We start from the raw sequence: 24,882 nt of genomic DNA, 5'->3' as shown, positions 1-24,882 counted from the left end.
AGGTGATTATATCAAAAAATGAAAAAAGATGTGACCTTTTTCAAGAAAGGTATGGTGACTTACTCATGTTTCGATGGAATGATTACGAAAAAATTAAACAGACCCGTAATGATATTTTTTGTACAGAAGAGGAAAAAGCTATAGTTCTTAATATTAAGGAGAGCACGGATGTAGCTAACGTAGATAATATTTCACGTACACAATCTTACCAAGAATATTATTTGAGAAATAGAGAAATTAGATGGTCTTTTTTAGCAAGCATGGTTTCAAGGAATGGGGGATGGAACATGACAGATTTAGAAGGAGAATATTATTCTAATCTTTTATCTCAAACAGTTAAGAGACGATTATTTCTTTTGTATGAGAAAGCCAATTGGCTCATTTTTTTAGATGCATTTCCTCAACTATTACTGTATGAGGAAAGTAAAAAGAGATGTGCACCGCTCTTTCATTTGTTACAATTTTTCAACATATCAATTTTTATGGAAAAAGAATGGGTCGCGTTTTGGGAGAAAAAAGATATAAATAGGCTTATGACGGCACTTATTATTAATGAACAAAATAAAATTCAAAAACCAGTAATTGAGAATGCATACTTTCAAAAACATGTATTTGATACTGCACTATTCAAATTTCAAGAAATATTTCACGTTAGTGCAGTTATTTTTCCAATGGTGGAAGGGGGAATGTATGGATTTTCAGTTTATCAATTTGAAACGTTGCAAAAACGTATAGAACTGGGGAAGCAATTAGCTTGGTTATTATTTCATTCAAAGTATAAGGCTTCTTTTTATAAATTTGCAGTGCAAACTAGGCATACAGGATCTAGGATGGATTATGAATGTAATATAAGGGGAATTAGAAAATCATGTACGCCGGCTCTTCGGGATGTGTATTCTATTGTCACTCATGAAAAATTAATTGAAAAAGATTGGTTTAGTGACGGGTTGGAAATAGATTCATTATTTTTACTTGAAAAACCTAAGGGGGAAATTAATATAACAGAATGGTATAGAAAGAAGAGGGAGCAAATACATACTCTTTCTATATTAAGTAGTTTTGTTAAAAGAATAGATGAGTTCATGATATAATAAAGAAGTCCCGCCTTCTTAAATGAAGGCGGGACTTCTTTATTAAAAGTAATATGCTCTACAACAAGTTACTTTCTAATCGGCTATTTGCCGGCAGTACGACTTTAACTTCAACACTTATCGAAAGCGAAGAGGTAAGGTAGACTAGAAAATAGTTGTTTGTAAAAGCCACTTTGATTAAAGTGTCATTTTATCAAGCTATTTGCGGACAGTAAAACTCCCACCTCAAAATTCGGCTGGAGCAAAGAAGGTAGGTGGAAGCCCTGCTGCCCGTAAACACCCGATTGGTGCGGGCTAATAATCAGTGGGGGATGAACAAAACCCCACTGATTAAAGTTTCACTTTATGTAGCGGGGAAATTTGGACCATCAAGCTTTGGATTCCCAGTCTCAGGTTTGTTTTGTTGTTTGTTTTGCTTTTTCTTTTTTTCGTTTTTATTTTTTGCCATCGTAATACACCTCCTTTTTGTATTGTTACCATTTCTAAAAATGGCATACTAAATGATTTCTTTGACGAATATCAACTAGTTTTGTCATGTGAGAAGGAGTAATTAATCAATCGGCGAAATTACATGACAAAGGAAAGGCAAAGAAGGGGGCGTTTTAAATATGGCGATGGTTCAGAAGGAAGATGTTATGAAAAAAATGGATCAAATGTTAAGTTCTCTCGATTTGCTGGAAATGAAGATTGGGATTAGAATGAATCATGCATTGAAGGATAAAGGTGAAAAAATATGCAATAAGATAGAAATAACAGAAATGCATATAGAACATATGGAAAATAAATTAGTGCATCACGAAGAAAAAGGGAGCTGGGTAAAGACATTTCAAAACGTCGTAGTGAGTGCATAATAAGGTGGGAACAAAATGGGACATGAAGCATTAATCCAGTCTTCGGAGAAGTTAATGCAGTATAATGATGAAGCGAATGTGAAAAAAAGAGAGATGGCTGAATATGATTTTTATAAGGATATGAAGCCATTTGTTGATATTGTAGATGCTGAGTTAGAGATGTGGAAAGAATTAGCTTATAGGTGGATAAAGGAAGAAAGACCTAAGTATATACATGTACAACAAATTGATCAAGTGTATGATAATTTACAAACTAATGTGCTACAATGTTTTGTTAATAAGGGAAAAGGTAAACGTTTCTTTGAAACTCATCAAGCTATTTCGTATACTTTGCAAAATATCGTAGATCAATGTAAATAACAAGAGGGAAAACCCTCTTGTTTTTTTATGCCTCGGTCACTGTTGTAGGTTTTGTTGCACCGTTTATTTCTAATTCACGTATTAATGTTCGGTAATCTGATATGCATATTTTTCCTTCAAGATAACAATGTCTTGCAAAGTCTAACAGTTCATTCGAATTTTCTGTGTAATACCCCTTTTTTTGAGAAAACGCTTGTTTTAAATCCCCTAATACCATGTTGATTCCTCCCCCATGAGAATCTTCTTCCTTATTATCATAGCATGGAAGGGTTTACTTTCTAATTTTTTTAAAAATTTAAACTTCCGACAAAAACAGACAGGTAATCCGTCACACATTTTATTTTATAGGTACATATTCTATATGTAGAAACTTATGCCAAGGAGGAGAGAATGCATGTTTCAACAACCTAATGTATATCAGCAAGCAAATCCATATGCACAGCAAAATATGTACCAATATAATGAGGATACATATTTACGATATAATATGTATCCTTTCGAGCCTCATTATGGAAACCAAAATTATTATCAACCATTTGAAGTGTCTTTTGGGAATCAACCGCAGCAAGCGCATATGAATCAACCGCAACAAGCATATACGAATCAACCACAGCAAGCGCATATGAATCAACCGCAACAAGCATATACGAATCAACCACAGCAAGCGCATATGAATCAGTCGCAACAAGCGTATACGAATCAACCGCAGCAACCGCACATGGATCAGTCGCAACAACCGCATATGAATCAGCCGCAGCAAATGTATACGAATCAACCACAGCAAGCGTATATGAATTCACAAAACTACATGTCGCCAGCTCAATATGTAAATCAACAAGCTATGTTTTATCCACCAAAACAACCATATCCAACGATAAATAAACAAAAGCAACAGCAACAGCAACCAAGTCAGTTTTCTAGTTTTGTTTCACAATTTAAATCATCAGATGGTAACTACGATGTAAATAAAATGATGAACACAGCTGGACAAATGATGAACGCGATGAATCAAGTAACAGGGATTGTTAAGCAAGTCGGGGGCTTTTTTGGTAAATAATAGTAGGGGGTTGTCTATAATAGGTATTACGTATGAATTTGGATACTAGACAAATTTCCATGAAATAAATGGGTATATATAACAAGCGGCTTTACCCCCTCGCTCATATTGTAAAGTGTAGTCAGATTTTTTTAATGAGAGAGGAGAGAAAAAACTATGCATCATTGTCATCCTTGCTTTGGAGGGCATAAGCCTGTAGGACCTATTTGTACGACAGCTCCTGTCATTCATCCAACAAAACAATGCGTAACACATTCTTTTTCAACAACGGTGGTGCCACACATTTTTCCAACCCATACAACGCATGTTCATCATCAACAAATTAAAAATCAAAGCTTCTTTCCACAAACAAACTCGAACGTAAACGTTGTAGATCCTGGTGATCCGGGATTCGGCGGAGGATGTGGACCATGCGGTCATGGCCATCATCACCAGGGGCATCAAATATCACCATTTGGACCAGGACCGAATGTATCACCATTTGGACCAGGACCGAACGTATCACCATTTGGACCAGGACCGAATGTATCACCATTTGGACCAAATATCGGACCAAACGTTGGTGGAATGTTTAAAAAGTAAATGATATGTTAGAACTAGCGAAATGCTAGTTCTTTTTTTGTAATTGGAGTGTTGATATGAAGGTTGTTGCTGTAACAGGATATAAGCCGTTTGAACTTGGAATATTTAAAAATGATCATCCAGGAGTAGAGTGTATAAAAAAGGCGCTGCGTCGTAAATTAACTGTTTTTGTAGAAGAAGGCTTGGAATGGGTTATTATTAGCGGCCAGTTAGGAGTAGAGCTATGGGCTGCTGAAGTTGTTTTTGAAATTCAAGTAGAATATCCAGATTTAAAATTAGCGGTATTTACTCCTTTTTTAGAACAAGAAGAAAATTGGAAGGAAGATAACCGTGAATATTACGAATTTATTCTTTCGCAAGCAGATCACATTGATAGTATTACGAAACGGAAGTACGAAAGCCCAGAGCAATTTAAATTAAAGAATCAGTTTTTTATTGAAAAAAGCGATGCACTTTTAGCTGTATATGATGAAGAAAAGTCTGGGAGCCCTAAATATATTGTAGAAGCAGCTAAGAAAAAAGGAGAAATAGAAAATTATCACAGTTATTTTATTCTTTTTTCTGATTTACAAGATATAATGGAAGAGGAACAGTGGAATAATGCAGAGTAATATGTAATATAGTACTCGTATATTTGATTGACAAAAGGCATTGTTTCTGAAAAAATTTAGTTAATGAAAGCTTTGGCAAAAATTAGAGGTGAAGAAAATGATTTCGGATAAAATTAAATTAACAGCGAAAGATATTTTAGAAAAAGAATTTAAAACAGGTATGAGAGGTTATCAACAAGAAGAAGTAGATAAGTTTCTTGATATGATTATTAAAGATTATGAAGCTTTTCATAAGGAATTTGATCAATTAAAACAACAAAACGTTCGTTTGAAACGTGAATTAGAAGAGCAGAAAGTAGCGGCAACACAAGTTCCGCAACAACCGGTACAAACACCAGTTGCACAACCAGTGTATAACAATACGAATACGGATATTTTAAAACGTCTATCTAATTTAGAAAAAGCTGTATTTGGAAGTAAGTTATACGAATAAATTAAGGTAACAAAAAGGTTAAAGTATTTTACATAGAAAAAAACATTGCAAAATCTTTTTGTTTCCACTATACTAATGTTTGTCATAACGTTTGGGTAATCGCTGCAACGCCAACGTTGTAGAGGAAAGTCCATGCTCGCACGGCCTGAGATGGCTGTAGTGTTCGTGCCTAGCCAAGTCATAAGCTAGGGTATTCTGGCTGCAAGGCTGGTTTAACGGCAGGGAAAAAACCTAAGTCCTTTCGGATATGGTTTGACTACCTTTAAAGTGCCACAGTGACGAAGTCCTTGAAGAAATGATAGGAGTGGAACGAGGTAAACCCCACGAGCGAGAAACCCAAATAATGGTAGGGGAATCTTTTCCAAGGAAATGAACGATGGGAAAGGACAGGTTTTCGTAACCTGTAGATAGATGATTACCACCGGAGTACGAGGCGTGGGCCGTTTGCAGTACAAAGGAACAGAACATGGCTTACAGAACGTTATGAACCAACTATGAAATAACTCAGCTCTCCTTTGTTAGAGGAGGGCTTTTTATTTGTATGAAGTTATAAATTGTGAGTTAAAATGGTAAATGAGAATATTCTTCGTAATATGTGATAATTAATAGGAAAACATGTTATTAATTATTGTTTGATTATACATAAGAGGTGAATGCAAATGGGAAAAGTTACTTTAATTGCAACAGCGGCAATGGGTATTGAAGCGTTAGTTGCCCGAGAAGTTCGCGATCTTGGTTATGAATGTGAAGTGGAAAACGGAAAGGTAACGTTTGAAGCGGATGAAAAAGCGATTTGTCGTACGAATTTATGGTTACGTACTGCAGACCGTGTGAAAATTAAAGTCGGCGAATTTAAAGCAACAACATTCGATGAGTTATTTGAAAAAACAAAAGCGTTAAACTGGGGAGATTATATTCCAGAGAACGGAGAATTCCCTGTTATTGGGAAATCTTTGAAATCAACATTATTTAGCGTTTCAGACTGCCAACGTATCGTTAAAAAGGCTGTTGTTGAGAAATTAAAAACAACGTATAGACGCACAACTTGGTTTGAAGAAGATGGCCCGTTATTCCGTATTGAAATTGCAATGCTCAAGGATATTGCGACGTTAACAATCGATGCGAGTGGTGTAGGTCTTCATAAACGTGGATACCGTCTTGAGCAAGGTGAAGCGCCTTTAAAAGAAACATTAGCTGCGTCTTTAATTAAGTTAACAAACTGGAAGGCGGATCGTCCTTTCGTTGATCCTTTCTGTGGATCTGGTACAATTCCAATTGAAGCTGCATTAATTGGACAAAATATCGCACCAGGATTTAACCGAGGTTTTGCATCGGATGAATGGGGCTGGGTTGGTAAACAAAATTGGCGCGAAGCTCGTCAAGAAGCTGAAGATTTAGCTAATTATAATCAACCATTGCAAATCATTGGATCAGATATCGATCACCGTATGATAAGAGTTGCCCAAGATAACGCAGAAGAAGTTGGATTAGGGGATCTTATATCATTTAAACAAATGCAAGTAAAAGATTTCACGACAAAAGAGGAATATGGCTATGTTGTAACGAATCCTCCATACGGAGAACGTTTAAGTGAAAGAGCGCTTGTTGAAAAATTATATAAAGAAATGGGAGAGGTATTCCGCCCATTAGATACGTGGTCAATGTATTTATTAACAAGTTATGAAGCATTTGAGAAATGTTATGGGAAAGATGCATCGAAAAAGCGTAAACTGTTTAACGGATTTATCCGTACAGATTACTATCAATACTTCGGAAAGCGTCCACCGCGTAATTCATAGTATAAAACTCCTCCAGCACGCATATACTGGCTATTATGTAATGCGTAAAGGAGGAAGTGATATGGATAGTTTCCAATTCTCGATGATTCAAAAAGCTATTCACCGTACGTATGATGAGCTCGGAAAAGAAGTGGATAGTCAAGGTGCAATTGTAGAGGGAATACAAAAAGCGCAGGAAGAATATTTGTCAGCTCTTTCACATGAAACAGCGATTGATAAACGTTATTTAAGGTCATTAATATAGAAAAAAATTTTCCTTTTTCGAAAGGAAAATTTTTTTTCGTGTATTTCTATGTATTGTAACAGGGGAAAGTGGCTGCACACATGTGAGTAGCAGTTGCTATATCTTTTTATAGAAAAACTGTTTGGTTGGAGGCTAAGGATGTTTACTGAGAATAGGTTACCATTTGAAGTAGGAAAACAAGATAATTTTTATGATAAGTTGAATGAGTGGATTGGAGATGTGTTTTACGACATTCTTCCGGAAAAAGGTTTTGAAGAGCGTGATGAACAGATTTTTATGGCGTTTCAGTTAGAGCGCGCTTTCCAAGAGAAGAAAGTTATGTTTGCAGAAGCAGGTGTAGGAACAGGGAAAACAATTGTATATCTTCTATATGCAATTTGTTATGCACGTTATACAGGGAAGCCGGCTATTATCGCTTGTGCAGATGAAACGTTAATTGAGCAGCTTGTGAAAGAAGAAGGAGACATTGCTAAGTTATCTGAAGCATTAGGGCTATCTGTTGATGTTAGACTTGCGAAGTCAATGGATAATTATTTATGTTTACGTAAACTTGAAGATGTTATGAGTGGACGAGCTCCAGAAGTAATTGAAGATGTATATTACGAATTACCTCAGTTCGTATTCGATCATGGTACGATGCAGAACTTTACTCACTATGGTGATCGAAAAGAATTTCCACTGTTAAATGACGAGGAATGGTCAAAGGTAAACTGGGATTACTTCCAAGATTGCTTCACTTGTGATTCTCGTCATCGTTGTGGTCAAACTCTTTCGCGCGAGCATTATCGTAAAGCGGCAGATTTAATCATTTGTTCTCAAGATTTCTATATGGATCATATTTGGACGTACGAAGCTCGCAAACGTGAAGGACAAATTCCGTTATTACCAGAAAGTAGCTGCGTTGTATTCGATGAAGGGCATCTTGTAGAATATGCAGCTCAAAAAGCTTTAACGTACCGTTTAAAACAAACGATGATGGAGCAACTTTTAACGAGATTATTACAAAATGATATTCGTGAAGAGTTCGCACATTTAGTAGAAGAAACAATTTGGCAAACTGAACAATTCTTTGGGGTACTACAAGAGAATAAAAAGGAAATTGAAGGTTCTGATCGTTTAGAAATTACTGTGACAGAAAAGGTAACTGCAGAAGCGAAAAGACTTTATGCGAAAATCGGTGAAGTCGGTGATGCATTAGTATTTGAAAGTGAAATGCATACAGTAAACACATACGATTTAAATATTGTTGATGAGCATTTAGATGTGTTAGAGCATTCACTTCGTCTTTTCATGCACGAGAAAAATGTAATTACGTGGGGTGAAGAAGGCGATGGTGCTTTCACGTTAGTTATTATGCCGCGTGCAGTTGAAGAAGTGTTACAAGAAAAAGTATTCTCGAAGAAGATTCCATATATTTTCTCTTCTGCGACATTATCTGACAATGATTCGTTCGCATTTACTGCAAATAGTCTAGGGGTAAAAGATTACTTATCATTCTCAGTTGCTTCGCCGTTTGATTATGAAGAGCAAATGACAGTAAACTTACTTCCGTATACGAAAGAAAATGAATGGGAAAGAAAGTGTCAATATACACTTGAAAATATACAAAAAACAAATGGACGTACACTCGTATTATTCCGTACAACGCAAGAACTTGCAGCGTTTAAAGAATATGTAAGTAAAGAGCAAATGTCAGTGCCGTTTCTATATGAAGGAGATCAAGAAATTAGTCAGCTCGTTTCTCGTTTCCAAAATGAAGAAGAGACTGTACTTTGTGCCGTTCATTTATGGGAAGGTTTAGACATTCCAGGTTCATCATTATCACATGTTATTATTTGGTCATTACCATTCCCTCCAAACGATCCTGTGTTTGAGGCGAAGCGTAAACATGTGAATGATCCATTCTGGGACGTAGATGTGCCTTATATGATTTTACGTCTTCGCCAAGGAATTGGACGTTTAATTCGTACAAGTGAAGATAAAGGTGCTATATCATTATTCTTATCAGATAATGAAGATGAAAAAGTGATAGAAGCAGTGAAGAAAGTACTTCCGGTAGAAGGAAAAGTACTTTAAGCGAAAAAATGTTGTAGGGAAAAGTTTGGCATTTGCCAAGCTTTTTTTCTATTAGAAAAGGAATTTATGTTTCAGTGTCGAAATAAGTTTGAGGTAGAAAAAGGAGGTTTTTTATACTATGACAGTTGCTACATATGAAGTGGAAAAACAATTTTTAACATATGTGAAGAAGATAGAGAATTACGGAGAGGCATTAAGCTTAATGTTTTGGGATTTAAGAACAGGTGCACCAAAGCAAGGAGTAGACCAGCGTTCAGAAGTAATTGGAATGCTTTCATCCGAAGTGTTTGCGATGTCGACTTCAGATGAGATGGGGAACTATTTAACTGAACTAGAATCTTTAATTATTGAAAATAAACTTTCTGAAACGACAAAGAAAATGGTTGAAGAGTGTCGTAAAGAATATGATAGAAATAAGAAAATTCCACAAGCGGAATATGAAGCGTATGTGAAATTAGAAGCGAAAGCGGAAAGTGTATGGGAAGAAGCTCGCGAAAAATCTGACTTCGAAATGTTCCGTCCGTATTTAGAAAAAATTGTTGAATTCAAAAAGAAGTTTATTACATATTGGGGTTACGAAACGTACAAATATAACACGCTATTAGACATGTATGAGCCGGGAATCACAGTAGAAGTGTTAGATCATGTATTTGGTCAACTACGTGAACGTATCGTTCCGCTTGTGAAAGAAATTTCTGAGTCTAAAAAAGAGTTAAAAACAAATGCTTTAGCTGAACATTTTTCAAAAGAAAAACAAAAGAATTTTACTTTAGAGTTATTAAAACAATTGAACTATAACTTTGAAGCGGGTCGTCTTGATGAAACGGTACATCCTTTTGAAATTACATTAAATAGAGGGGATGTTCGTATTACGACTCGTTACGATGAGAAAGACTTCCGTATGGCTGTTTTCGGCACGATTCATGAATGTGGTCATGCTGTATATGAACAAAATATTGCAGAGAAATTTGAAGGTACACCGCTATGTAGTGGAACTTCTATGGGTATTCATGAGTCACAATCATTATTCTTTGAGAACTTTATCGGTCGTAATAAATCATTCTGGAAGAAAAATTATGATTTATTAAAAGAGTATAGCGATGGTCAATTCAATGATATATCAGTAGATGAGTTTTATGATGCGATTAACGAATCGAAGCCATCGTTTATTCGTATAGAAGCAGATGAGCTTACATATCCGCTTCACGTCATGGTTCGTTATGAACTTGAGAAAGAATTATTTGATGGTACATTACAAGTGAAGGATTTGCCAGCGGCTTGGAATGATAAGATGGAAGCATATTTAGGAATTCGTCCGGAAAACGATGCACAAGGTGTATTGCAAGATGTTCACTGGGCTGGTGGTTCATTTGGATACTTCCCATCTTATGCGCTTGGTTATATGTATGCAGCGCAATTTAAACATAGGATGCTAAAGGATATTCCAAACTTTGATGCATTATTAGAAGAAGGAAACGTGACACCAATTCGTGAATGGTTAACAGAGAATATTCACCAATATGGCAAAACGAAAAAACCACTTGAAATTTTAAAAGATGTGACAGGTGAAGGTTTAAATGCAAACTACTTAGCTGATTATTTAGAAGCTAAATATAAAGAGATTTATGAGTTATAAAACAGGAGCTGCTTAATTGCAGCTTTTTTTTATGAGGGAGTGAGAGAAATGGGCTATATGTTTACAGTAATGTCGCAAGCGGAAGCAGAAGAAATTGCATACAACTGGCATTATGAAGGGGAGTATTCCTTTTATGATATAGAGGCAGATGAAGAAGATTTAGCTGAGTTTTTAGAGGATGAGAGTAGAGGGAATCATACATTTTCTGTGAAGGAAAATGGTACTCTCATTGGTTTCTTTAGTTTTAGTAACATAAATAATCAAACAGTTGATATAGGACTTGGAATGAGACCTGATATAACAGACAATGGATTAGGTTTACAGTTCGTAAAAGCTGGATTAGATTTTAGTAAAGAAAAATACGGATGCAATTATATAACACTATCAGTAGCGACATTTAATGAAAGAGCGATTAAAGTGTATAAAAGAGCAGGATTCGAAGCTGTTGGAACGTTTATACAGAAAACAAATGGTAGTTGTTTTGAGTTTTTGAAAATGAATTATATATGTGAAAATGATTAAAAAACAGAGGAGAGCTTCTGTTTTTTTATTTTGATGTAGAAATAAATGATGTTTGTTTTTGTACTTGTTGTAATTAGAAGTTTTGAAATTTTGGAAGAGGATGTGTATGATTGAAGTTTAGTAGCAAATAGCAAGTTTAGTAAGGAGAGGTAGTATGATTATAATTAAAACGAAAAATGAAATAGATTTGATGCATGAATCGGGGAAGTTACTAGCTTCTTGTCATAGAGAAATTGCAAAAATGATGAAACCAGGTATCACTACACAAGAAATTGATACGTTTGTTGAAGCATATTTAGAAGAGCATGGTGCCAGATCCGAACAGAAAGGGTATAACGATTATCCATACGCAATATGTGCATCTGTGAACAATGAAATGTGTCATGGGTTTCCAACAGATGTTCCTTTAAGTGAAGGAGATATTGTGACAATTGACATGGTAGTAAACTTAAATGGTGCGCTTTCGGATTCTGCATGGACGTATATAGTTGGAGATATTTCTGATGAAGCAAAAAGGTTATTGTTAGTAGCAGAGAGTGCTTTATATAAAGGGATTGAGCAAGCAATAAGTGGTAACCATGTTGGAGATATTGGATACGCAATTGAAAGTTATGTAGCCTCTGAAGGGTTTTCTGTTGCAAGAGACTTTACGGGACACGGAATTGGTAAAGAAATTCATGAGGAACCAGCAATTTTTCATTTTGGTAAGCCAAGGCAAGGACCAGAATTACAAGAAGGAATGGTAATTACAATTGAACCTATTGTAAATGCCGGTATGCGATATTCTAAAGTAGATTTAAACGGATGGACTGCACGGACGATGGATGGGAAATTATCTGCACAGTATGAGCATACAATTGCGATTACGAAGGATGGTCCTATCATATTAACGACGTTGTAATATGAAATGTGAAAGTTTGAAAAACTCGAACAAAAATGGTATTTTCATAAAATTCGTACGTGTTTTTTCGATAAATGCTTTTCAAAGTGAAAAAAGTGCGTTATAATCCTTCTATAAATAAATAAGTTAGCTACACTCATATAATCGCGGGGATATGGCCTGCAAGTTTCTACCGAAGTACCGTAAATACTTTGACTATGAGTGAGGACGAATATATTTGCTTGTTTAGCATTCTTTTTTGCGAAACTCCAAAAGCACGTCTCTCACTTGTAACGAGTGGTGGCGGCTTTTGGAGTTTTTTATTTGCATAAGAGGAGGAACTAACATGAAAGTATTACAAGAAAAGATTTTGAACGAAGGAAAGGTTTTATCTGGTGATGTATTAAAGGTAGATGCATTTTTAAATCATCAAATTGATCCAGTACTTATGCAAGAAATCGGAAAAGAATTTGCTAAGCGTTTTAAAGAAGAGAACATTACAAAAATCGTGACGATTGAATCTTCAGGCATTGCGCCAGCGGTTATGGCTGCTTTAGAGCTTGGTGTAAAAGTAGTTTTTGCAAGAAAGCGTAAATCGTTAACGTTACAAGATAATATGTATGTTGCAAACGTATATTCATTTACAAAACAAGAAACGAACGAGATTTCATTATCTCGAAATCATATTGATGAAAATGATCATGTATTAATTATTGATGACTTTTTAGCAAATGGTCAGGCTGCTTTAGGTTTAATGAGTTTAGTAGAGCAAGCCGGGGCAAGTATTGCGGGAATTGGCATTGTTATTGAAAAAGCATTTCAAGATGGAGGAAAGAAGCTGCGTGAACAGGGTGTTCGTGTTGAATCACTAGCAGAAATTGCATCACTTGATAACGGCACAGTTACATTTGTACAGCAAGAAACTGCGGAGGTGAACTAACGATGAAGCAGCACCCATTTAAAATCGCATCGCTTGGTATTCAGCACATGCTTGCCATGTACGCTGGCGCAATTATTGTTCCTCTTATTGTCGGCGGGGGACTTGGTTTAAATCAACAAGAATTAACGTATTTAGTATCGATTGACTTATTAATGTGCGGCGTAGCAACGATTTTACAAGCATTATCAAATCGCTTTTTCGGTATTGGGCTTCCGGTTGTACTTGGTTGTACATTTACAGCGGTTGGACCGATGATTGCAATTGGTAAACAATACGGCGTGTCCTCTATATATGGAGCAATTATTGCTGCGGGATTATTTGTTGTTATTTTCGCGAAATTATTTGGGAGGCTTGTAAAACTGTTTCCTCCTGTTGTAACAGGATCTGTCGTTACAGTTATTGGGGTTACACTTGTTCCAGCAGCTATTAATGATATGGCTGGAGGAGTTGGAAGTAAAGATTTCGGAAGTCTAGAAAATTTAGCGTTAGCATTTGGTGTTTTATTATTTATCATTATTATGTATCGTTTCTTTGATGGATTTATCCGTTCAATCTCTATATTACTTGGTCTTTTGTTCGGTACAATCGTCGCAGCATTTATGGGGAAAGTAAGCTTGCAAGCGGTTGGAGAGGCAGATTGGTTCCACGGTATTCAGCCGTTTTACTTCGGTACACCAACATTTGAATTAACGCCAATTATTACGATGATTCTCGTTGCTTGCGTAGGAATTGTGGAAGCAACAGGGGTATATTTTGCATTATCTGATATTTGTAATAAGAAGATCGGTGAAAAAGAATTAACAAAAGGTTATCGCGCAGAAGGATTGGCAATGGTTCTAGGTGGTATTTTTAACGCATTTCCATACACAACATATTCTCAAAACGTAGGACTTGTTCAATTAACTGGAGTAAGAAATCGCGTCATTATCTATACTTGTGGTGGTATGTTAATTGCTCTTGGGTTTATTCCTAAAATCGCAGCCATTACAACAATTATTCCGAAATCAGTACTTGGCGGTGCAATGCTAGCAATGTTCGGCATGGTTATGGCATATGGTATTAAAATGTTAAGCAGTGTTGATTTTGGAAAACAAGAAAATTTATTAATTGTCGCATGTTCTGTCGGAATCGGACTTGGAGTTACAGTTGTTCCAACGTTATTTTCACAGCTTCCGGAAAACATCCGTATTTTAACAGATAACGGAATTGTACTTGGAAGTGCGTCAGCAGTACTTTTAAATATCGTATTTAATATGGTGCCGCATCGCAAAGTAAAAGTAAAAGAAGAACCAGTCTCTATGCAAAGTGCAGTAAGAGAAGCGTAAAAAGCAAGGTCTCATTATGAGACCTTGCTTTTCTTTTTAAGTGGCATCATCTTACCGTACGTACCAAGGCGCCAAATGTATTCAAGTGGCCCATATTGGTAACGTGAAAGCCACCAGCGGCTAATAAAGATTTGTAACGTATAAAAGCCGATGCAAAATAGTGGTCCCACCCATAATGGAGCGGGATAATACTTTTTGAAAAATAGGCCGAATACAAGTAACGTAACAATCGTATGCGTGATGTAATTTGTTAACGCCATTCGTCCGACATATTGGAATGGGCGTAATAATGTTTGCCATCTTTCTTTTTGTAATAAACGCATGAGTGTGAAAATGTAGAAGATGAATAATGTTTTTCCGCTAAACATTGTAAAGGCACTCATGTAAATCGGATCATAAGGTTGTTTTGACAAGAAATAACGAACCATAAAGAACCACATTGGTAATGTTAAAACGAACATAATGATTTGCCATTTTTTAAGCTTTGGATCTAATTCTTTTGAGCGGCGGAAAATATCTTTTTTGCCAGCATATAAACCAAGCAAAAATAATCCAACTGTTTCTGGAAGCATGAATGCACTTAGCCCAATTGCTTCAGAATAAAACGCATGGAAACGATTTTGTATTTGTAACATCCAGTCCTCTAATGGCATGATTGGTAAGGAGAGTCCTAGCTCATCTCTTGGCATTAAGGCAATTCCAATGCTAGTAATTAGCATTAAAAATTGAAAAATGCTTAGTAAAACTAATGCCCAAATCAAAATAGTACGAGGTTCTCTCTTATAAAATAACAATAAGAAAAATCCAGCGATTGCATAACTATGTAAAATGTCCCCGTCCCATAAAAGAACGTAATGCAAGAACCCAAATAATAATAAAATGAGCAAGCGGCGAACAAATAAAGTTTTCGGATGATCTGTTTTCGCCTCAGCACGACTCATAAAGATATAAAAACCTAATCCGAATAAAAATGAAAAAATAGTATAAAATTTTGTTTGAATAAACATGTCATAAAACAAGCGAATATAGCTGTCTAATCCATCATAAACGCCGGAAATGTCTCGAGAATCAATCCCAGCGATAACAGGCCAGTTAACAAGAAAAATACCTAGTACAGCTATTCCTCTAATAATATCGATGGAATGTATCCTCTCGCCTTGTGAAATATTTTGTGTCATTATTTTCCTCCTTGTTAAGTAATTCCCTTTTATTATACAAAATGTAAAGAGGAGGGTATATAGGTAATTTCCAATTTTTAAAACTGCTAAGATGTGTATTATGAGATATAATAAGAGTGCACAGCAAGTTTTAAACTTCTTTAAAACAGGCAGTAAAGCTCCTTTTCCCGAAGGAGCTTTCTTTTTTTATAAATTTGTTGATAATGATTCTCTTTAATGATAAAATGTATTCAAAAGTGATAATCATTATCAAAAAAGGTTGGTGTGTTAATATGGTATATGCACTTGTTGCAGGAACGATTGCTATATATGTTGGTGTTACAAAGTATGTATTAAATGGAGTAGGAACAACAAAATGAATAATATTACATAAAATCCCTTTCATTTGTAAAAAGAATGAAAGGGATTTTTTATTTTTGATGTGAATATGCTGAAAATTTAGTATGATAATAAAGTGAAACTTTAATCAGCGGGGAGGTCTATCCCTCACTGATTACTATCCCGTACGAAACGGGTTTTTACTGCCCACAAATAGCGGGATAAAGTATATACATCTTGGATAAAGGGGAACAAGGGGATGACGAACATAGTACAGACAAACGGTATGAAAAAACTTGTTTGTTTTTATGAAGAGTGGCAAAAAAACGGTGATGTAGAGAATAGTTTGAAGTTGTTTGAAGTGATTCAAAAATATAAACAAGAGCAGCTTATGCTAGCTTTTTGTGGTCATTTTTCTGCGGGGAAATCGACAATGATGAATCACCTATATAAAGCGCAATTATTACCGACAAGTCCGATTCCAACGAGTGCTAACGTTGTTAAAATTGAAAGAGGATCTGATCGTGTTGTTGTAACGATTAAGTCTGGAGAACAGTATGAATATGACGGCGCATATTCAGCAGAAGAATTAAAACAAATATGTAAAGACGGTGATGAAGTAATTGGTGTTCATATTTATCGAAATGATGCGCCAATTCCTGATGGGGTTATGTTAGTTGATACGCCGGGAATTGATTCTACAGATGATGCTCACCAATTAGCAACAGAATCAACACTCCATCTTGCAGATGTTATTTTCTATATGATGGATTATAACCATGTCCAATCAGAGGTTAACTTACAATTTGTTAAAGAATTGAAAGAACGTAATAAAACGGTTTATCTCGTTGTAAACCAAATAGATAAACATAAAGCAAATGAGTTATCGTTTGAAGAGTATAGAGGTAGTGTAAAACAGTCGTTTTCTAACTGGGATATTGAAGTAGATGGTATTTTTTATACATCATTGCGAATGATGAATCATCCATACAATGAAATTCAAAGTTTAGAAGCATTAATCTTTTCTATCATGAAAGAAAAAGAGCAGTATGTAAGAAAGGGAATGGAGCGAGAAACAGAATATTTACTGCAAGAACATTGTTCGTTTATTCTTTCTGAAAATGAAAAACATCTCATGAAATATGAAGAAGAATTAACATCACCACTGTCACTTTCAGAGATAGTTGAAAAAAAGGAAGAGTTAACTGAAAATAAAAATCGGGTGGCTAGTAAAGAATCTGATGTGAGAAATGAATTTATAAAAGGTTTACAAGCCATATTAGATAACGCGTATTTAATGCCATTTGAAATGAGAGAATTGGCAAATAAATATTTAGAAACGAAATTAACGAAGTTTAAAGTTGGCTTGTTATTTGCGAAAGGAAAGACGGAGCAAGAAAAACAGAGACGTGTAGATGCTTTTTATTCTGCTCTTCAAAAGACTGTTGAAACGCAACTTGATTTTCATGTGAAAGAATTTATTGTAGCCTTCTTAAAAGAAGAAGGGTTATTTACAGAGGAAATAGGGAAAGACATATATGCGTTAGAAATTGCTTTCGGACCGGAAGTGTTGGCTGAAACAATTAAACAGGGGGCTGGATTTACCGGTGATTACTTACTTCTTTATACTGCTGACGTTGCAAATGAGTTAAAGAAAAGATACTTTATGAAATCTCAGCAAATCTTTGGAAAAAGTACGGGTATATTGCAGAAGAAAGTGAAGATAGAAGTTGCACGTATTGAAGAAGAAATTGAAAAATACACGATGTTACAAACAGCAAAAGAAACAAAATTACAGTACATTAAGACGTATGAGGAATATGAGAGCTATTTAGGAGATATTTGGAATGAAAATATTTCTATACCAGATGGATTGCAAATAGACGAAATATTACAAAGTAAAAAACAAGTTGTTAGTGAGAAGTTTACACTACAAGAGCAAGAAATTGTAAATGATAACGTAGCGGCTAGTGAAGAAGAGATTAAAGGAACGAAAGCTTTAAATATTCAGCGTATATTAGAAAAAGTGAAGAAAGCTGAAACGATATTAGATCCATTGCCTACACTGAAACATCTACAGCAAGAGGTAGTTGGCAAAAGACAGCGTGTAGAAACGAAGCAATTTACAGTAGCGTTATTTGGAGCTTTTAGTGCTGGGAAATCATCATTTGCTAACGCATTGCTCGGTGAAAAGGTACTTCCTGTATCGCCAAACCCAACGACAGCAACAATAAATCAAATTTTGCCAGTTACAGAAGATAAACAACATGGAACGGTAATTGTCCAGTTTAAATCAGAGCAAGCGCTGTTAGAAGATATGAAAGCTGTTTATAAAATGTTTCACTATGAAATTGCTACATTGGAAGAAGCGTTAACGAAAATTGATCAAATTATGAAATACCCTTCACCAAGTGGGAAGCAAAAAACAACATTTAGCTTTTTGCGAGCGGTACAAAAAGGATATGAGGCAGTTGCTAATCATTTAGGGGAACAATTACAAGTTACGTTAGAGGAGTTCTCTGATTATGTAGCTAATGAAGAAAAATCATGCTTTGTTGAGTATATGGAGCTTTATTATGATTGTGCTTTAACAAGGCAAGGAGTAGCTCTTGTAGATACACCAGGGGCGGATTCTATTAACGCGCGCCATACGGATGTTGCATTCCAGTATATTAAAAACGCAGATGCTATTTTATTCGTAACATACTATAATCATGTTTTCTCTCGTGCAGATCGTGAATTTTTAATTCAGCTCGGTCGTGTAAAGGATACATTTGCACTTGATAAAATGTTCTTCTTAATAAATGCTGCCGATTTAGCACAATCTGAAGAAGAACTTGAAATGGTAAAAGGTTATATTGCTGATCAGCTCCTGCAATACGGTATTAGAAATCCACGTTTATTTGCAATTTCAAGTTTATGTGCGCTTGAAGAAAAGCAAGGGAAAAGTATTGATAAAGAAAAGTATGGTATTTTACAAAACTCCGGGATTACTAAGTTTGAAGAATCATTTACGTCCTTTATGATGAGGGATTTAATGCTTGTATCTGTGCATGCTTTATATGGTGCATTGCAAGGAGCGAATCAGCTTCTTGTAAATATGATAAATGGCGCAAAGCAGGGAAATGATGAGAAAGAGAAGCAAACAAAAAAATATGAAGCAGAGCGTAATCAGCTACTTCATATTATTTCATCATATAGTGTACTTGCTGAAGAGCAAGCAATGCAAAATGAAGTGAAAGAATTGCTTTATTATGTACACCAACGTCTATTTTTACGCTATAACGATGTGTTTACTGAATTTATTAATCCGGCGTCGTTACGAACAGATGGGAATGTGAAAATGCAGTTGCAGCAATGTGTAATGGAATTAGTTTCATTTATTCAACATGATTTATTACAAGAAATGCGTGCGACATCATTACGTCTTGAAAAATGGATAGATGAAGCGATGAAGCGTGCAAAGGATGAAATTGTTGTGAATTGCAAAGTGGAAAATGAATCGATTTCTATGGGTGGAACAGTGGATTATGAATATAAAATTATTACACATAAAGAGCCGTTTCCTTCAATAGAAATAAAAGATTTTAAAAAGGCACTAGCACATTTTAAAAATGAGAAAAGCTTTTTTGAAAAAAATGATAAAGCTTTTATGCAAGAAGACGCTAAAGGAGTGTTAGAACCTTTCGTATCAAACTATGTAGTTGATGAAGAAGATTTATTCGTTCATCATTATAAGCAAGAGTGGGATGCAAAATGGAACCTATTCCAAAAAGTGATGCAGCAAGATGTTGAGAATTATTATGAAAGTATATTATTCGCTTTAGCTGAAACAATTGATGTATCACTATACGAACAAAGTAAAGAAGAGCTACAAAAGCAGTTAGTAGAAATTGAAAAAGAAATTTATATTAAATAGCTGTTATGAAAAAAAGATTCGTTCAATTTTCTTTTGTAGTACAGTATCTAAAGATTTTACAAACCCTGCAAACTCATCAGTAGAAATCATATGGGTAAGAACTAAGCGTCTGCCGTCTGGTGTTTCACCGCATAAGACGAATGAAGAAAACTCATACGTTTTGTTTTCTACTACTAATTTTGGATAGGAATATGTGTCGCTCTTCTTTTTCTTTCCATCAATAGAGATGACGTTGCATTTTTTCTCATTGTTGTCCATGGTGAATCCCTCCTTTCTATTATCTATGGTAGACAAGGGGGGTTTAGAACAATAGAGGAGGGGGAATTTTTATGTCTGTTGTCATAGAGCGTATTTCGAAAGAAGCTATACCGAAATCTTTATTACTTCTTGCTGATCCAAGTGAAAGCCAAATTGATGCATATACACAAAGAGGCTTAACATATGTAGCTAAGCAAGAGGAGAGTGTTATCGGTGTATATGTTCTTTTGGAAACAAGGCCGAAGACGATGGAAATTATGAACGTTGCGGTTGTAGAGCATTTGCAAGGAAAAGGGATTGGAAAGAAGCTATTAAGTCATGCCATAGAAACTGCTAAAGGATATGGTATGTCAAAACTTGAAGTTGGTACAGGCAATTCTAGTGTTTCACAACTTGCTTTATATCAAAAATGTGGATTTCGTATTTTTTCTATTGATTTTGATTACTTTTCAAAGCATTATGAAGAAGAGATTATTGAAAATGGGATTGTATGTCGTGATATGATTCGGCTTGCAATGGAATTGAATAAGAACGTATAACTTATTTAGGGGGAAGAGAAGATGGAAGTACATAAAGCAATTACAGCACATTCTCGTAAACAAAATGAAAGTGTAAAAGCATGTTTACAATTAGATGCGCAGCGTGAAGCAGCTATTGAAGCAGCCGTATCTCTTGCGTCAAATGGGAAAGAATTTTCGGTTGATGTCATTAATGTTGTAACAAAGCAAATTAATGAGCTTGCAAAAAATGGTGTTGCACTGCAGCGTAAACTTGTTACAAAAGATATGGTTATGGAGTATGTAGGTCGTTTGCAAGAGAAAGAAGGTCGTTAAAGATGGTTGTTACAGTCGAATGGTTACGTGAGCATATAGAAGATGAGAATGTCCGTATAATCGATTGTCGATTTGATTTAGCGAATCCTAATTGGGGTAGAGAGAAGTATGAGGAAGAACATATTCCTCATGCGTTATATTTTGATTTAAATTTAGATTTATCAAGTCCTGTAGCAGAACATGGTGGCCGCCATCCGTTGCCAAATATTGAGGAGTTTGCAGACAAGCTTTCACAGGCCGGGATTGATGAACATACGACAGTGATTGCGTATGACAGTCAAGCTGGTGCAATGGCTTCTCGTTTATGGTGGTTATTAAACTATGTAGGACATGAGAAAGTGTATATATTAGACGGTGGATTTCCAGCTTGGAAAGAGAATGGATTACACACAACGCCGAATATCCCAGTTATTGCACGAAAACCTTTTATACCGGAAATACAAGAAAATATGCTTGTAACGATGGAAGATGTGAGAGGGAAAATTCGTGCAGGTGCAAATATGACATTAATTGATTCTAGGGAACCAAAACGTTATGCTGGTGCGGAAGAGCTCGTTGATTCGAAGGCAGGGCATATTCCGACGGCAGTAAACTATTTTTGGAAAGATGGGATTTTAGAATCGGGACACTTTAAAAACGAAGAGGAACAGCAAGGGCGTTTCCAAAATCTTGATAAAGAGAAGGAAACAATCGTATATTGTGGTTCTGGTGTTACAGCGTGTCCGAACATAGTTGCATTAACATTAGCTGGTTTTCAAAATGTTAAGTTGTATACAGGTAGCTGGAGTGATTGGATTTCTTATCCAGAAAATCAAATTGCAAAAGAAGAAGATTAATCACTTGCATGCAAAAATAATTTGTATTAAAATAAGGTCACAAGCAAGAGATTGCTTCAAAAATATTATATTTTACACATTGGAAACAATGTGATAATATAACGACAAGTAAATAATACATCCTGCGGTGTGCGTAACTTATTTATGTCTAAAACCGATGTTAGTTTTACGGAAGCTCAATATTTAGTGACCATTATCAAGCCTTCCTTGTGGAGGAAGATATACGGTAACTGTGAGGGCATCCACCTGCGAGTAGCGGGTTTTTGGACATTTACGAGAGACGGCACTTGCGGGGGTCTTATTTCAACTAATAGTATATAAAATTCCTACGGTGTACGTAGCTTGTGTATGTCTTAAACCAATAAGTATAATATGGAAGTTCAATATTTAAATGTAGATAGCAGGCCATCTTTTTAAGAAGGAAGTTACAAACATTTGTGAGAACATCCACCTGTGAGAGCAGGTTTATGGACATCTATAGATAACGGCATATGTGGGACTATATAAAAAACCTTACGTTTTATACGTAAGGTTTTTTTGTTGAATATATATGCTCATGTTATCTCGATTTACCTGTAAAGTTCCCATAATAAATATAGCACTTGCGGTCTTCATCAATTTCTCTTGAATCTAGGGTGAATTCCAAATGTATTCCATCCTGTTGAATATATATAATATCTGAATGGAGAGAGGGTAAGATATCCTCGTAATTCCAAACATCTTTACTTTCTATCATAATTGAGCTTGTTTCCTTTAGTTCCCTAATTTCAAAACCTATGTGCGAGTATGTAGGATCTGAAGGGTCGTTGAAAAAAACTTCTTTTTGTATATATAACACTGCTGTCCCGTCTGGATCTACTGAAGTTGCAGTAACGACATATGTATTTCTATCTTTTGTAAAATATTCACAAGTCATGCGCGCGACAATTTCAGAATTAGAAATATTTGTGTAGTTCCATAAAGCCGGATACCCGTTAGTTTCATCATTGAGCCGATATTCCAATCTCATTTTATCCCTCTCCTTCCTTTTTCTTCTACTTTATCATGGTATCTTATATAATAGAAATATAATTTTAAAAGGGGAGTGCAAAGGTGACAAAAACGAAATGGCTAGTAGGTGGTGTCCTAACATCTTTAATGACGGGCACTTTATTTGGCTGCGCGCAAGATATTCCCCCTGAACCGAATGATAATAGTTGTTCTGATTGGGATTGGGATGATGAGCTTGGTGTTTGGCAGTGTGATGATAGTAGTTCAGGTTATCGTGGACATTACTTTTATGGTGGTACATACTATCAAAATAAATCCGCCTTCAAAAATTCATCAGAGTTTAAAACTTATCAATCTTCGGCCGAATTTAAAGGTGGAATTGGAAGCGGTTCAAAAGGTGGATTTGGAGGTTAAAATATGTCGCAATACATAAAGAAACGAAAAGAATTTTATTCGAATTATCCTCATTTCTGGTCGGATTTATATGAATGTGAATATAGTTTGTTTCATGTTTTCCCGATAACAGAGCAAACGATGAAACAATTACAAGTAGCAACTGAAAGAATGGGGAAAATATTTTTTAAGACTGCTAGAATTCTTCGGAATTTATCTAATGAACAGCTTCTTGAACTCGGTTTTCCAACTGCAAGCTTGCCTTTTATTAGACTGAAAAGAATGTATCCTGAATCTGTTATTTCACGATTTGATTTTGCTTTAACAGATGATAATCGTATTAAAATGCTTGAGTTTAATAGTGACACTCCGACTTTTATTGTGGAATGCTTTCAAATGAATGGAAAAGTTTGTGAAGAATTAGGATATGATAATCCAAATGCAAATCAAGAGCGCTTACTTTCTTCTGGTATTACAAAAGCCGTAATGGAGTTTGCAAAAGGAATGGAAGATCCAAATGTTGTTTTCACAGCTCATCATGAACATATAGAAGATTGGAATACGACTATGTATTTGAGTGGGTTATGTCATGTTGAAAATAAAGTAATGCCAATGACAGAACTTAGAATTACAGCCGATGCTTTAGTAGATAGAGATGGTGTACCAATTGATATTTTATATCGCCAAACATATCCAATTGAAGACTTGATTGAAGATCAAGATCCCGAAACGGGGGATTTGGTGGGAGTGGAACTCTTGCAACTTGTAAAAGAAGGAAAGCTTTGTATTATAAATCCTTTGTCAGCCTTTTTACTTCAGCCAAAATCAATTCAATGTCTTATTTGGGGATTAGCAGAAGAAGGTGCTTTTTACACAAGTGAGGAACAAAAGTGGATTAAAGAATATATGCTTCCTACATATTTAGAGCCAGATTTATTTTTTGGGAAAAGTCCTTTCGTTCAAAAACCTTCGTTCGGTAGAGAAGGTGACACGATTACGATTCGTGATAAGGATACGAATGTTATGATTCGAAATGCACATGAAACGTATAAATCATCACTTCCTATATTTCAGAAATATACAGATCTTCCAGTTGTATTTTTGGAAACTGAAAAAGGAATTGAGAAGCTTTCGTACGTGTTTGGGGCGTTTTTAATTGCTGGAAAAGCGAGTAGCATCGGTATACGTGCTGGAGAAAAAATTACGGGAAATGAATCGTATTATTTACCGGTAGGTATTAAGAAGGAGGAAAATAAATGATTAATTTTTTACTATATTTAGCAGTATCACTTGCACTTTTATGTATCGGTCTTTTTCTTATGGAAGTGACAACGAAAGTTAAGGAATTTAAGTTAATGGCTCAAGGAAATAAAGCGGTAAGCTATGTACTTGGAGGAAGACTACTTGGCCTTGCTATCGTTTTATATTCAACGGCTGCTAATTCTATTTCAATTCTTGATATGGTTTCATGGGGGGCTGTTGGGATATTAGCTCAAATTATTGTCTTTTATTTAGCGGAATGGCTTACACCACGTTTTAATATTAATAAAAGCCTTGAAGAAGATAATCAAGCAGTTGGTCTTTTCCTTATGTTTTTATCACTTTCCATCGGAATTGTAATTGCTGGTTGTGTAACATATTAAAACCCTTACATTTTGAAGTGAACCCCGAAAACGGGACACATATCAAAACACCTAAACCATCTGTTCCCTAAATTCTTTAGGGGATAGGTGGTTTAATTTTTCTTGAA

The 24,882-nt window shown here is 35.5% G+C and carries 28 protein-coding genes, 3 other RNA genes and 1 riboswitch; of the genes, 26 read left to right on the top strand and 5 right to left on the bottom strand.

What is annotated here, in order from left to right:
* The first annotated feature begins 65 nt into the window (after window positions 1-65).
* Window positions 66-1,091 carry a DUF2515 domain-containing protein gene (locus ABH960_RS18515; RefSeq protein WP_219301832.1) on the top strand — a complete coding sequence of 342 codons (1,026 nt, stop codon included), beginning with the start codon at window positions 66-68 and terminating at the stop codon, window positions 1,089-1,091.
* A gap of 343 nt (window positions 1,092-1,434) precedes the next feature.
* Here the strand turns inward: ABH960_RS18515 and ABH960_RS18510 are convergent, their stop codons facing one another.
* Entirely contained in the window at window positions 1,435-1,581 is a 147-nt protein-coding gene (locus tag ABH960_RS18510; RefSeq protein WP_306475192.1) for a phage portal protein, read from the bottom strand.
* Window positions 1,582-1,699: 118 nt separating this feature from the next.
* On the opposite strand from ABH960_RS18510, the gene ABH960_RS18505 reads away from it, so the two are divergent.
* Both ABH960_RS18505 and ABH960_RS18500 read left to right on the top strand, forming a co-directional pair.
* On the top strand, window positions 1,700-1,942 hold the full coding sequence (locus ABH960_RS18505; RefSeq protein ID WP_002011865.1) for a hypothetical protein: 243 nt from the start codon (window positions 1,700-1,702) through the stop codon (window positions 1,940-1,942).
* Window positions 1,943-1,957: 15 nt separating this feature from the next.
* Window positions 1,958-2,302 (top strand): YppE family protein, encoded by a 345-nt coding sequence (locus ABH960_RS18500; RefSeq protein ID WP_002011864.1) that lies wholly within the window; start codon window positions 1,958-1,960, stop codon window positions 2,300-2,302.
* A gap of 25 nt (window positions 2,303-2,327) precedes the next feature.
* Here the strand turns inward: ABH960_RS18500 and ABH960_RS18495 are convergent, their stop codons facing one another.
* Entirely contained in the window at window positions 2,328-2,519 is a 192-nt protein-coding gene (locus ABH960_RS18495; protein ID WP_012260642.1) for a YppF family protein, read from the bottom strand.
* Window positions 2,520-2,696: 177 nt separating this feature from the next.
* On the opposite strand from ABH960_RS18495, the gene ABH960_RS18490 reads away from it, so the two are divergent.
* The 13 genes from ABH960_RS18490 (at window position 2,697) to pbuX (ending at window position 14,407) form a co-directional block, all read left to right on the top strand.
* A complete protein-coding gene (locus ABH960_RS18490) occupies window positions 2,697-3,359 on the top strand; it encodes a YppG family protein (RefSeq protein ID WP_404447394.1) in 663 nt (220 codons plus the stop codon).
* A gap of 156 nt (window positions 3,360-3,515) precedes the next feature.
* Window positions 3,516-3,941, top strand: coding sequence for a spore coat protein (locus ABH960_RS18485; protein ID WP_404447391.1), 426 nt, complete (start codon window positions 3,516-3,518; stop codon window positions 3,939-3,941).
* Window positions 3,942-3,997: 56 nt separating this feature from the next.
* Window positions 3,998-4,552 (top strand): SLOG family protein, encoded by a 555-nt coding sequence (locus ABH960_RS18480; RefSeq protein WP_002011870.1) that lies wholly within the window; start codon window positions 3,998-4,000, stop codon window positions 4,550-4,552.
* A 97-nt stretch (window positions 4,553-4,649) separates the two neighbouring features.
* Window positions 4,650-4,985: a cell division regulator GpsB gene (gene gpsB / locus ABH960_RS18475; protein ID WP_000622428.1), complete on the top strand. Its 336-nt coding sequence runs from the start codon at window positions 4,650-4,652 to the stop codon at window positions 4,983-4,985.
* 87 nt (window positions 4,986-5,072) lie between these two features.
* An RNA gene (rnpB, locus tag ABH960_RS18470) (RNase P RNA component class B) lies at window positions 5,073-5,464 on the top strand.
* A 180-nt stretch (window positions 5,465-5,644) separates the two neighbouring features.
* Window positions 5,645-6,784, top strand: coding sequence for a THUMP domain-containing class I SAM-dependent RNA methyltransferase (locus ABH960_RS18465; protein WP_002011868.1), 1,140 nt, complete (start codon window positions 5,645-5,647; stop codon window positions 6,782-6,784).
* A gap of 61 nt (window positions 6,785-6,845) precedes the next feature.
* Window positions 6,846-7,028, top strand: coding sequence for a DUF3921 family protein (locus ABH960_RS18460; protein ID WP_113937070.1), 183 nt, complete (start codon window positions 6,846-6,848; stop codon window positions 7,026-7,028).
* Window positions 7,029-7,166: 138 nt separating this feature from the next.
* On the top strand, window positions 7,167-9,104 hold the full coding sequence (locus tag ABH960_RS18455; protein WP_002011942.1) for an ATP-dependent DNA helicase: 1,938 nt from the start codon (window positions 7,167-7,169) through the stop codon (window positions 9,102-9,104).
* A 118-nt stretch (window positions 9,105-9,222) separates the two neighbouring features.
* On the top strand, window positions 9,223-10,740 hold the full coding sequence (gene ypwA / locus ABH960_RS18450) for a carboxypeptidase (protein ID WP_404447386.1): 1,518 nt from the start codon (window positions 9,223-9,225) through the stop codon (window positions 10,738-10,740).
* A 48-nt stretch (window positions 10,741-10,788) separates the two neighbouring features.
* Entirely contained in the window at window positions 10,789-11,262 is a 474-nt protein-coding gene (locus ABH960_RS18445; protein WP_404447383.1) for a GNAT family N-acetyltransferase, read from the top strand.
* A gap of 154 nt (window positions 11,263-11,416) precedes the next feature.
* Complete coding sequence (locus ABH960_RS18440; protein ID WP_016101466.1) at window positions 11,417-12,163, top strand: type I methionyl aminopeptidase; 747 nt, start codon at window positions 11,417-11,419, stop codon at window positions 12,161-12,163.
* Between the two features lie 116 nt (window positions 12,164-12,279).
* Window positions 12,280-12,381, top strand: a riboswitch (purine riboswitch).
* 107 nt (window positions 12,382-12,488) lie between these two features.
* Window positions 12,489-13,082 (top strand): xanthine phosphoribosyltransferase, encoded by a 594-nt coding sequence (locus tag ABH960_RS18435; protein ID WP_002086571.1) that lies wholly within the window; start codon window positions 12,489-12,491, stop codon window positions 13,080-13,082.
* A gap of 2 nt (window positions 13,083-13,084) precedes the next feature.
* A complete protein-coding gene (pbuX, locus tag ABH960_RS18430) occupies window positions 13,085-14,407 on the top strand; it encodes a xanthine permease PbuX (RefSeq protein ID WP_404447378.1) in 1,323 nt (440 codons plus the stop codon).
* 14 nt (window positions 14,408-14,421) lie between these two features.
* On the opposite strand, the gene ABH960_RS18425 is transcribed toward pbuX, so the two are convergent.
* A complete protein-coding gene (locus ABH960_RS18425; RefSeq protein WP_404447376.1) occupies window positions 14,422-15,585 on the bottom strand; it encodes a DUF418 domain-containing protein in 1,164 nt (387 codons plus the stop codon).
* A gap of 203 nt (window positions 15,586-15,788) precedes the next feature.
* Here ABH960_RS18425 and ABH960_RS18420 point away from each other — a divergent pair, with 203 nt between their 5' ends.
* Window positions 15,789-15,944, top strand: a complete 156-nt coding sequence (locus ABH960_RS18420; RefSeq protein ID WP_002011935.1) for a hypothetical protein — start codon at window positions 15,789-15,791, stop codon at window positions 15,942-15,944.
* Between the two features lie 218 nt (window positions 15,945-16,162).
* The gene (locus tag ABH960_RS18415; RefSeq protein WP_404447373.1) at window positions 16,163-19,822 is read left to right on the top strand and encodes a dynamin family protein; all 3,660 of its coding nucleotides are present in this window, start codon (window positions 16,163-16,165) and stop codon (window positions 19,820-19,822) included.
* A 3-nt stretch (window positions 19,823-19,825) separates the two neighbouring features.
* On the opposite strand, the gene ABH960_RS18410 is transcribed toward ABH960_RS18415, so the two are convergent.
* Window positions 19,826-20,080, bottom strand: a complete 255-nt coding sequence (locus ABH960_RS18410) for a DUF3931 domain-containing protein (RefSeq protein WP_000369740.1) — start codon at window positions 20,078-20,080, stop codon at window positions 19,826-19,828.
* Window positions 20,081-20,151: 71 nt separating this feature from the next.
* Here ABH960_RS18410 and ABH960_RS18405 point away from each other — a divergent pair, with 71 nt between their 5' ends.
* From ABH960_RS18405 to ssrS (ABH960_RS18385), 5 genes are all read left to right on the top strand, one after another.
* Window positions 20,152-20,619, top strand: coding sequence for a GNAT family N-acetyltransferase (locus ABH960_RS18405; protein WP_404447368.1), 468 nt, complete (start codon window positions 20,152-20,154; stop codon window positions 20,617-20,619).
* Between the two features lie 21 nt (window positions 20,620-20,640).
* Window positions 20,641-20,913 carry a YpbS family protein gene (locus ABH960_RS18400; protein ID WP_113937077.1) on the top strand — a complete coding sequence of 91 codons (273 nt, stop codon included), beginning with the start codon at window positions 20,641-20,643 and terminating at the stop codon, window positions 20,911-20,913.
* A gap of 2 nt (window positions 20,914-20,915) precedes the next feature.
* Entirely contained in the window at window positions 20,916-21,749 is an 834-nt protein-coding gene (locus ABH960_RS18395; protein ID WP_242309099.1) for a sulfurtransferase, read from the top strand.
* Between the two features lie 116 nt (window positions 21,750-21,865).
* Window positions 21,866-22,048, top strand: a non-coding RNA gene (gene ssrS / locus ABH960_RS18390) — 6S RNA.
* A 21-nt stretch (window positions 22,049-22,069) separates the two neighbouring features.
* Window positions 22,070-22,253, top strand: a non-coding RNA gene (ssrS, locus tag ABH960_RS18385) — 6S RNA.
* 55 nt (window positions 22,254-22,308) lie between these two features.
* Here the strand turns inward: ssrS (ABH960_RS18385) and ABH960_RS18380 are convergent.
* Window positions 22,309-22,758: a hypothetical protein gene (locus ABH960_RS18380; protein ID WP_404447364.1), complete on the bottom strand. Its 450-nt coding sequence runs from the start codon at window positions 22,756-22,758 to the stop codon at window positions 22,309-22,311.
* 83 nt (window positions 22,759-22,841) lie between these two features.
* Here ABH960_RS18380 and ABH960_RS18375 point away from each other — a divergent pair, with 83 nt between their 5' ends.
* From ABH960_RS18375 to ABH960_RS18365, 3 genes are read left to right on the top strand one after another with little or no spacing between them, the layout of a single operon-like run.
* A complete protein-coding gene (locus ABH960_RS18375) occupies window positions 22,842-23,153 on the top strand; it encodes a hypothetical protein (RefSeq protein ID WP_113937080.1) in 312 nt (103 codons plus the stop codon).
* Between the two features lie 3 nt (window positions 23,154-23,156).
* Entirely contained in the window at window positions 23,157-24,392 is a 1,236-nt protein-coding gene (locus tag ABH960_RS18370) for a glutathionylspermidine synthase family protein (RefSeq protein ID WP_404447361.1), read from the top strand.
* Complete coding sequence (locus ABH960_RS18365) at window positions 24,389-24,775, top strand: DUF350 domain-containing protein (RefSeq protein WP_002117799.1); 387 nt, start codon at window positions 24,389-24,391, stop codon at window positions 24,773-24,775. The genes ABH960_RS18370 and ABH960_RS18365 overlap by 4 nt, the downstream gene beginning before the upstream one ends.
* Window positions 24,776-24,882: the final 107 nt, after the last annotated feature.

This window comes from Bacillus sp. RC252, from assembly GCF_044909215.1.
Lineage (GTDB): Bacteria > Bacillota > Bacilli > Bacillales > Bacillaceae_G > Bacillus_A > Bacillus_A mycoides.
This window is presented reverse-complemented; position numbering and strand designations above follow the sequence as displayed.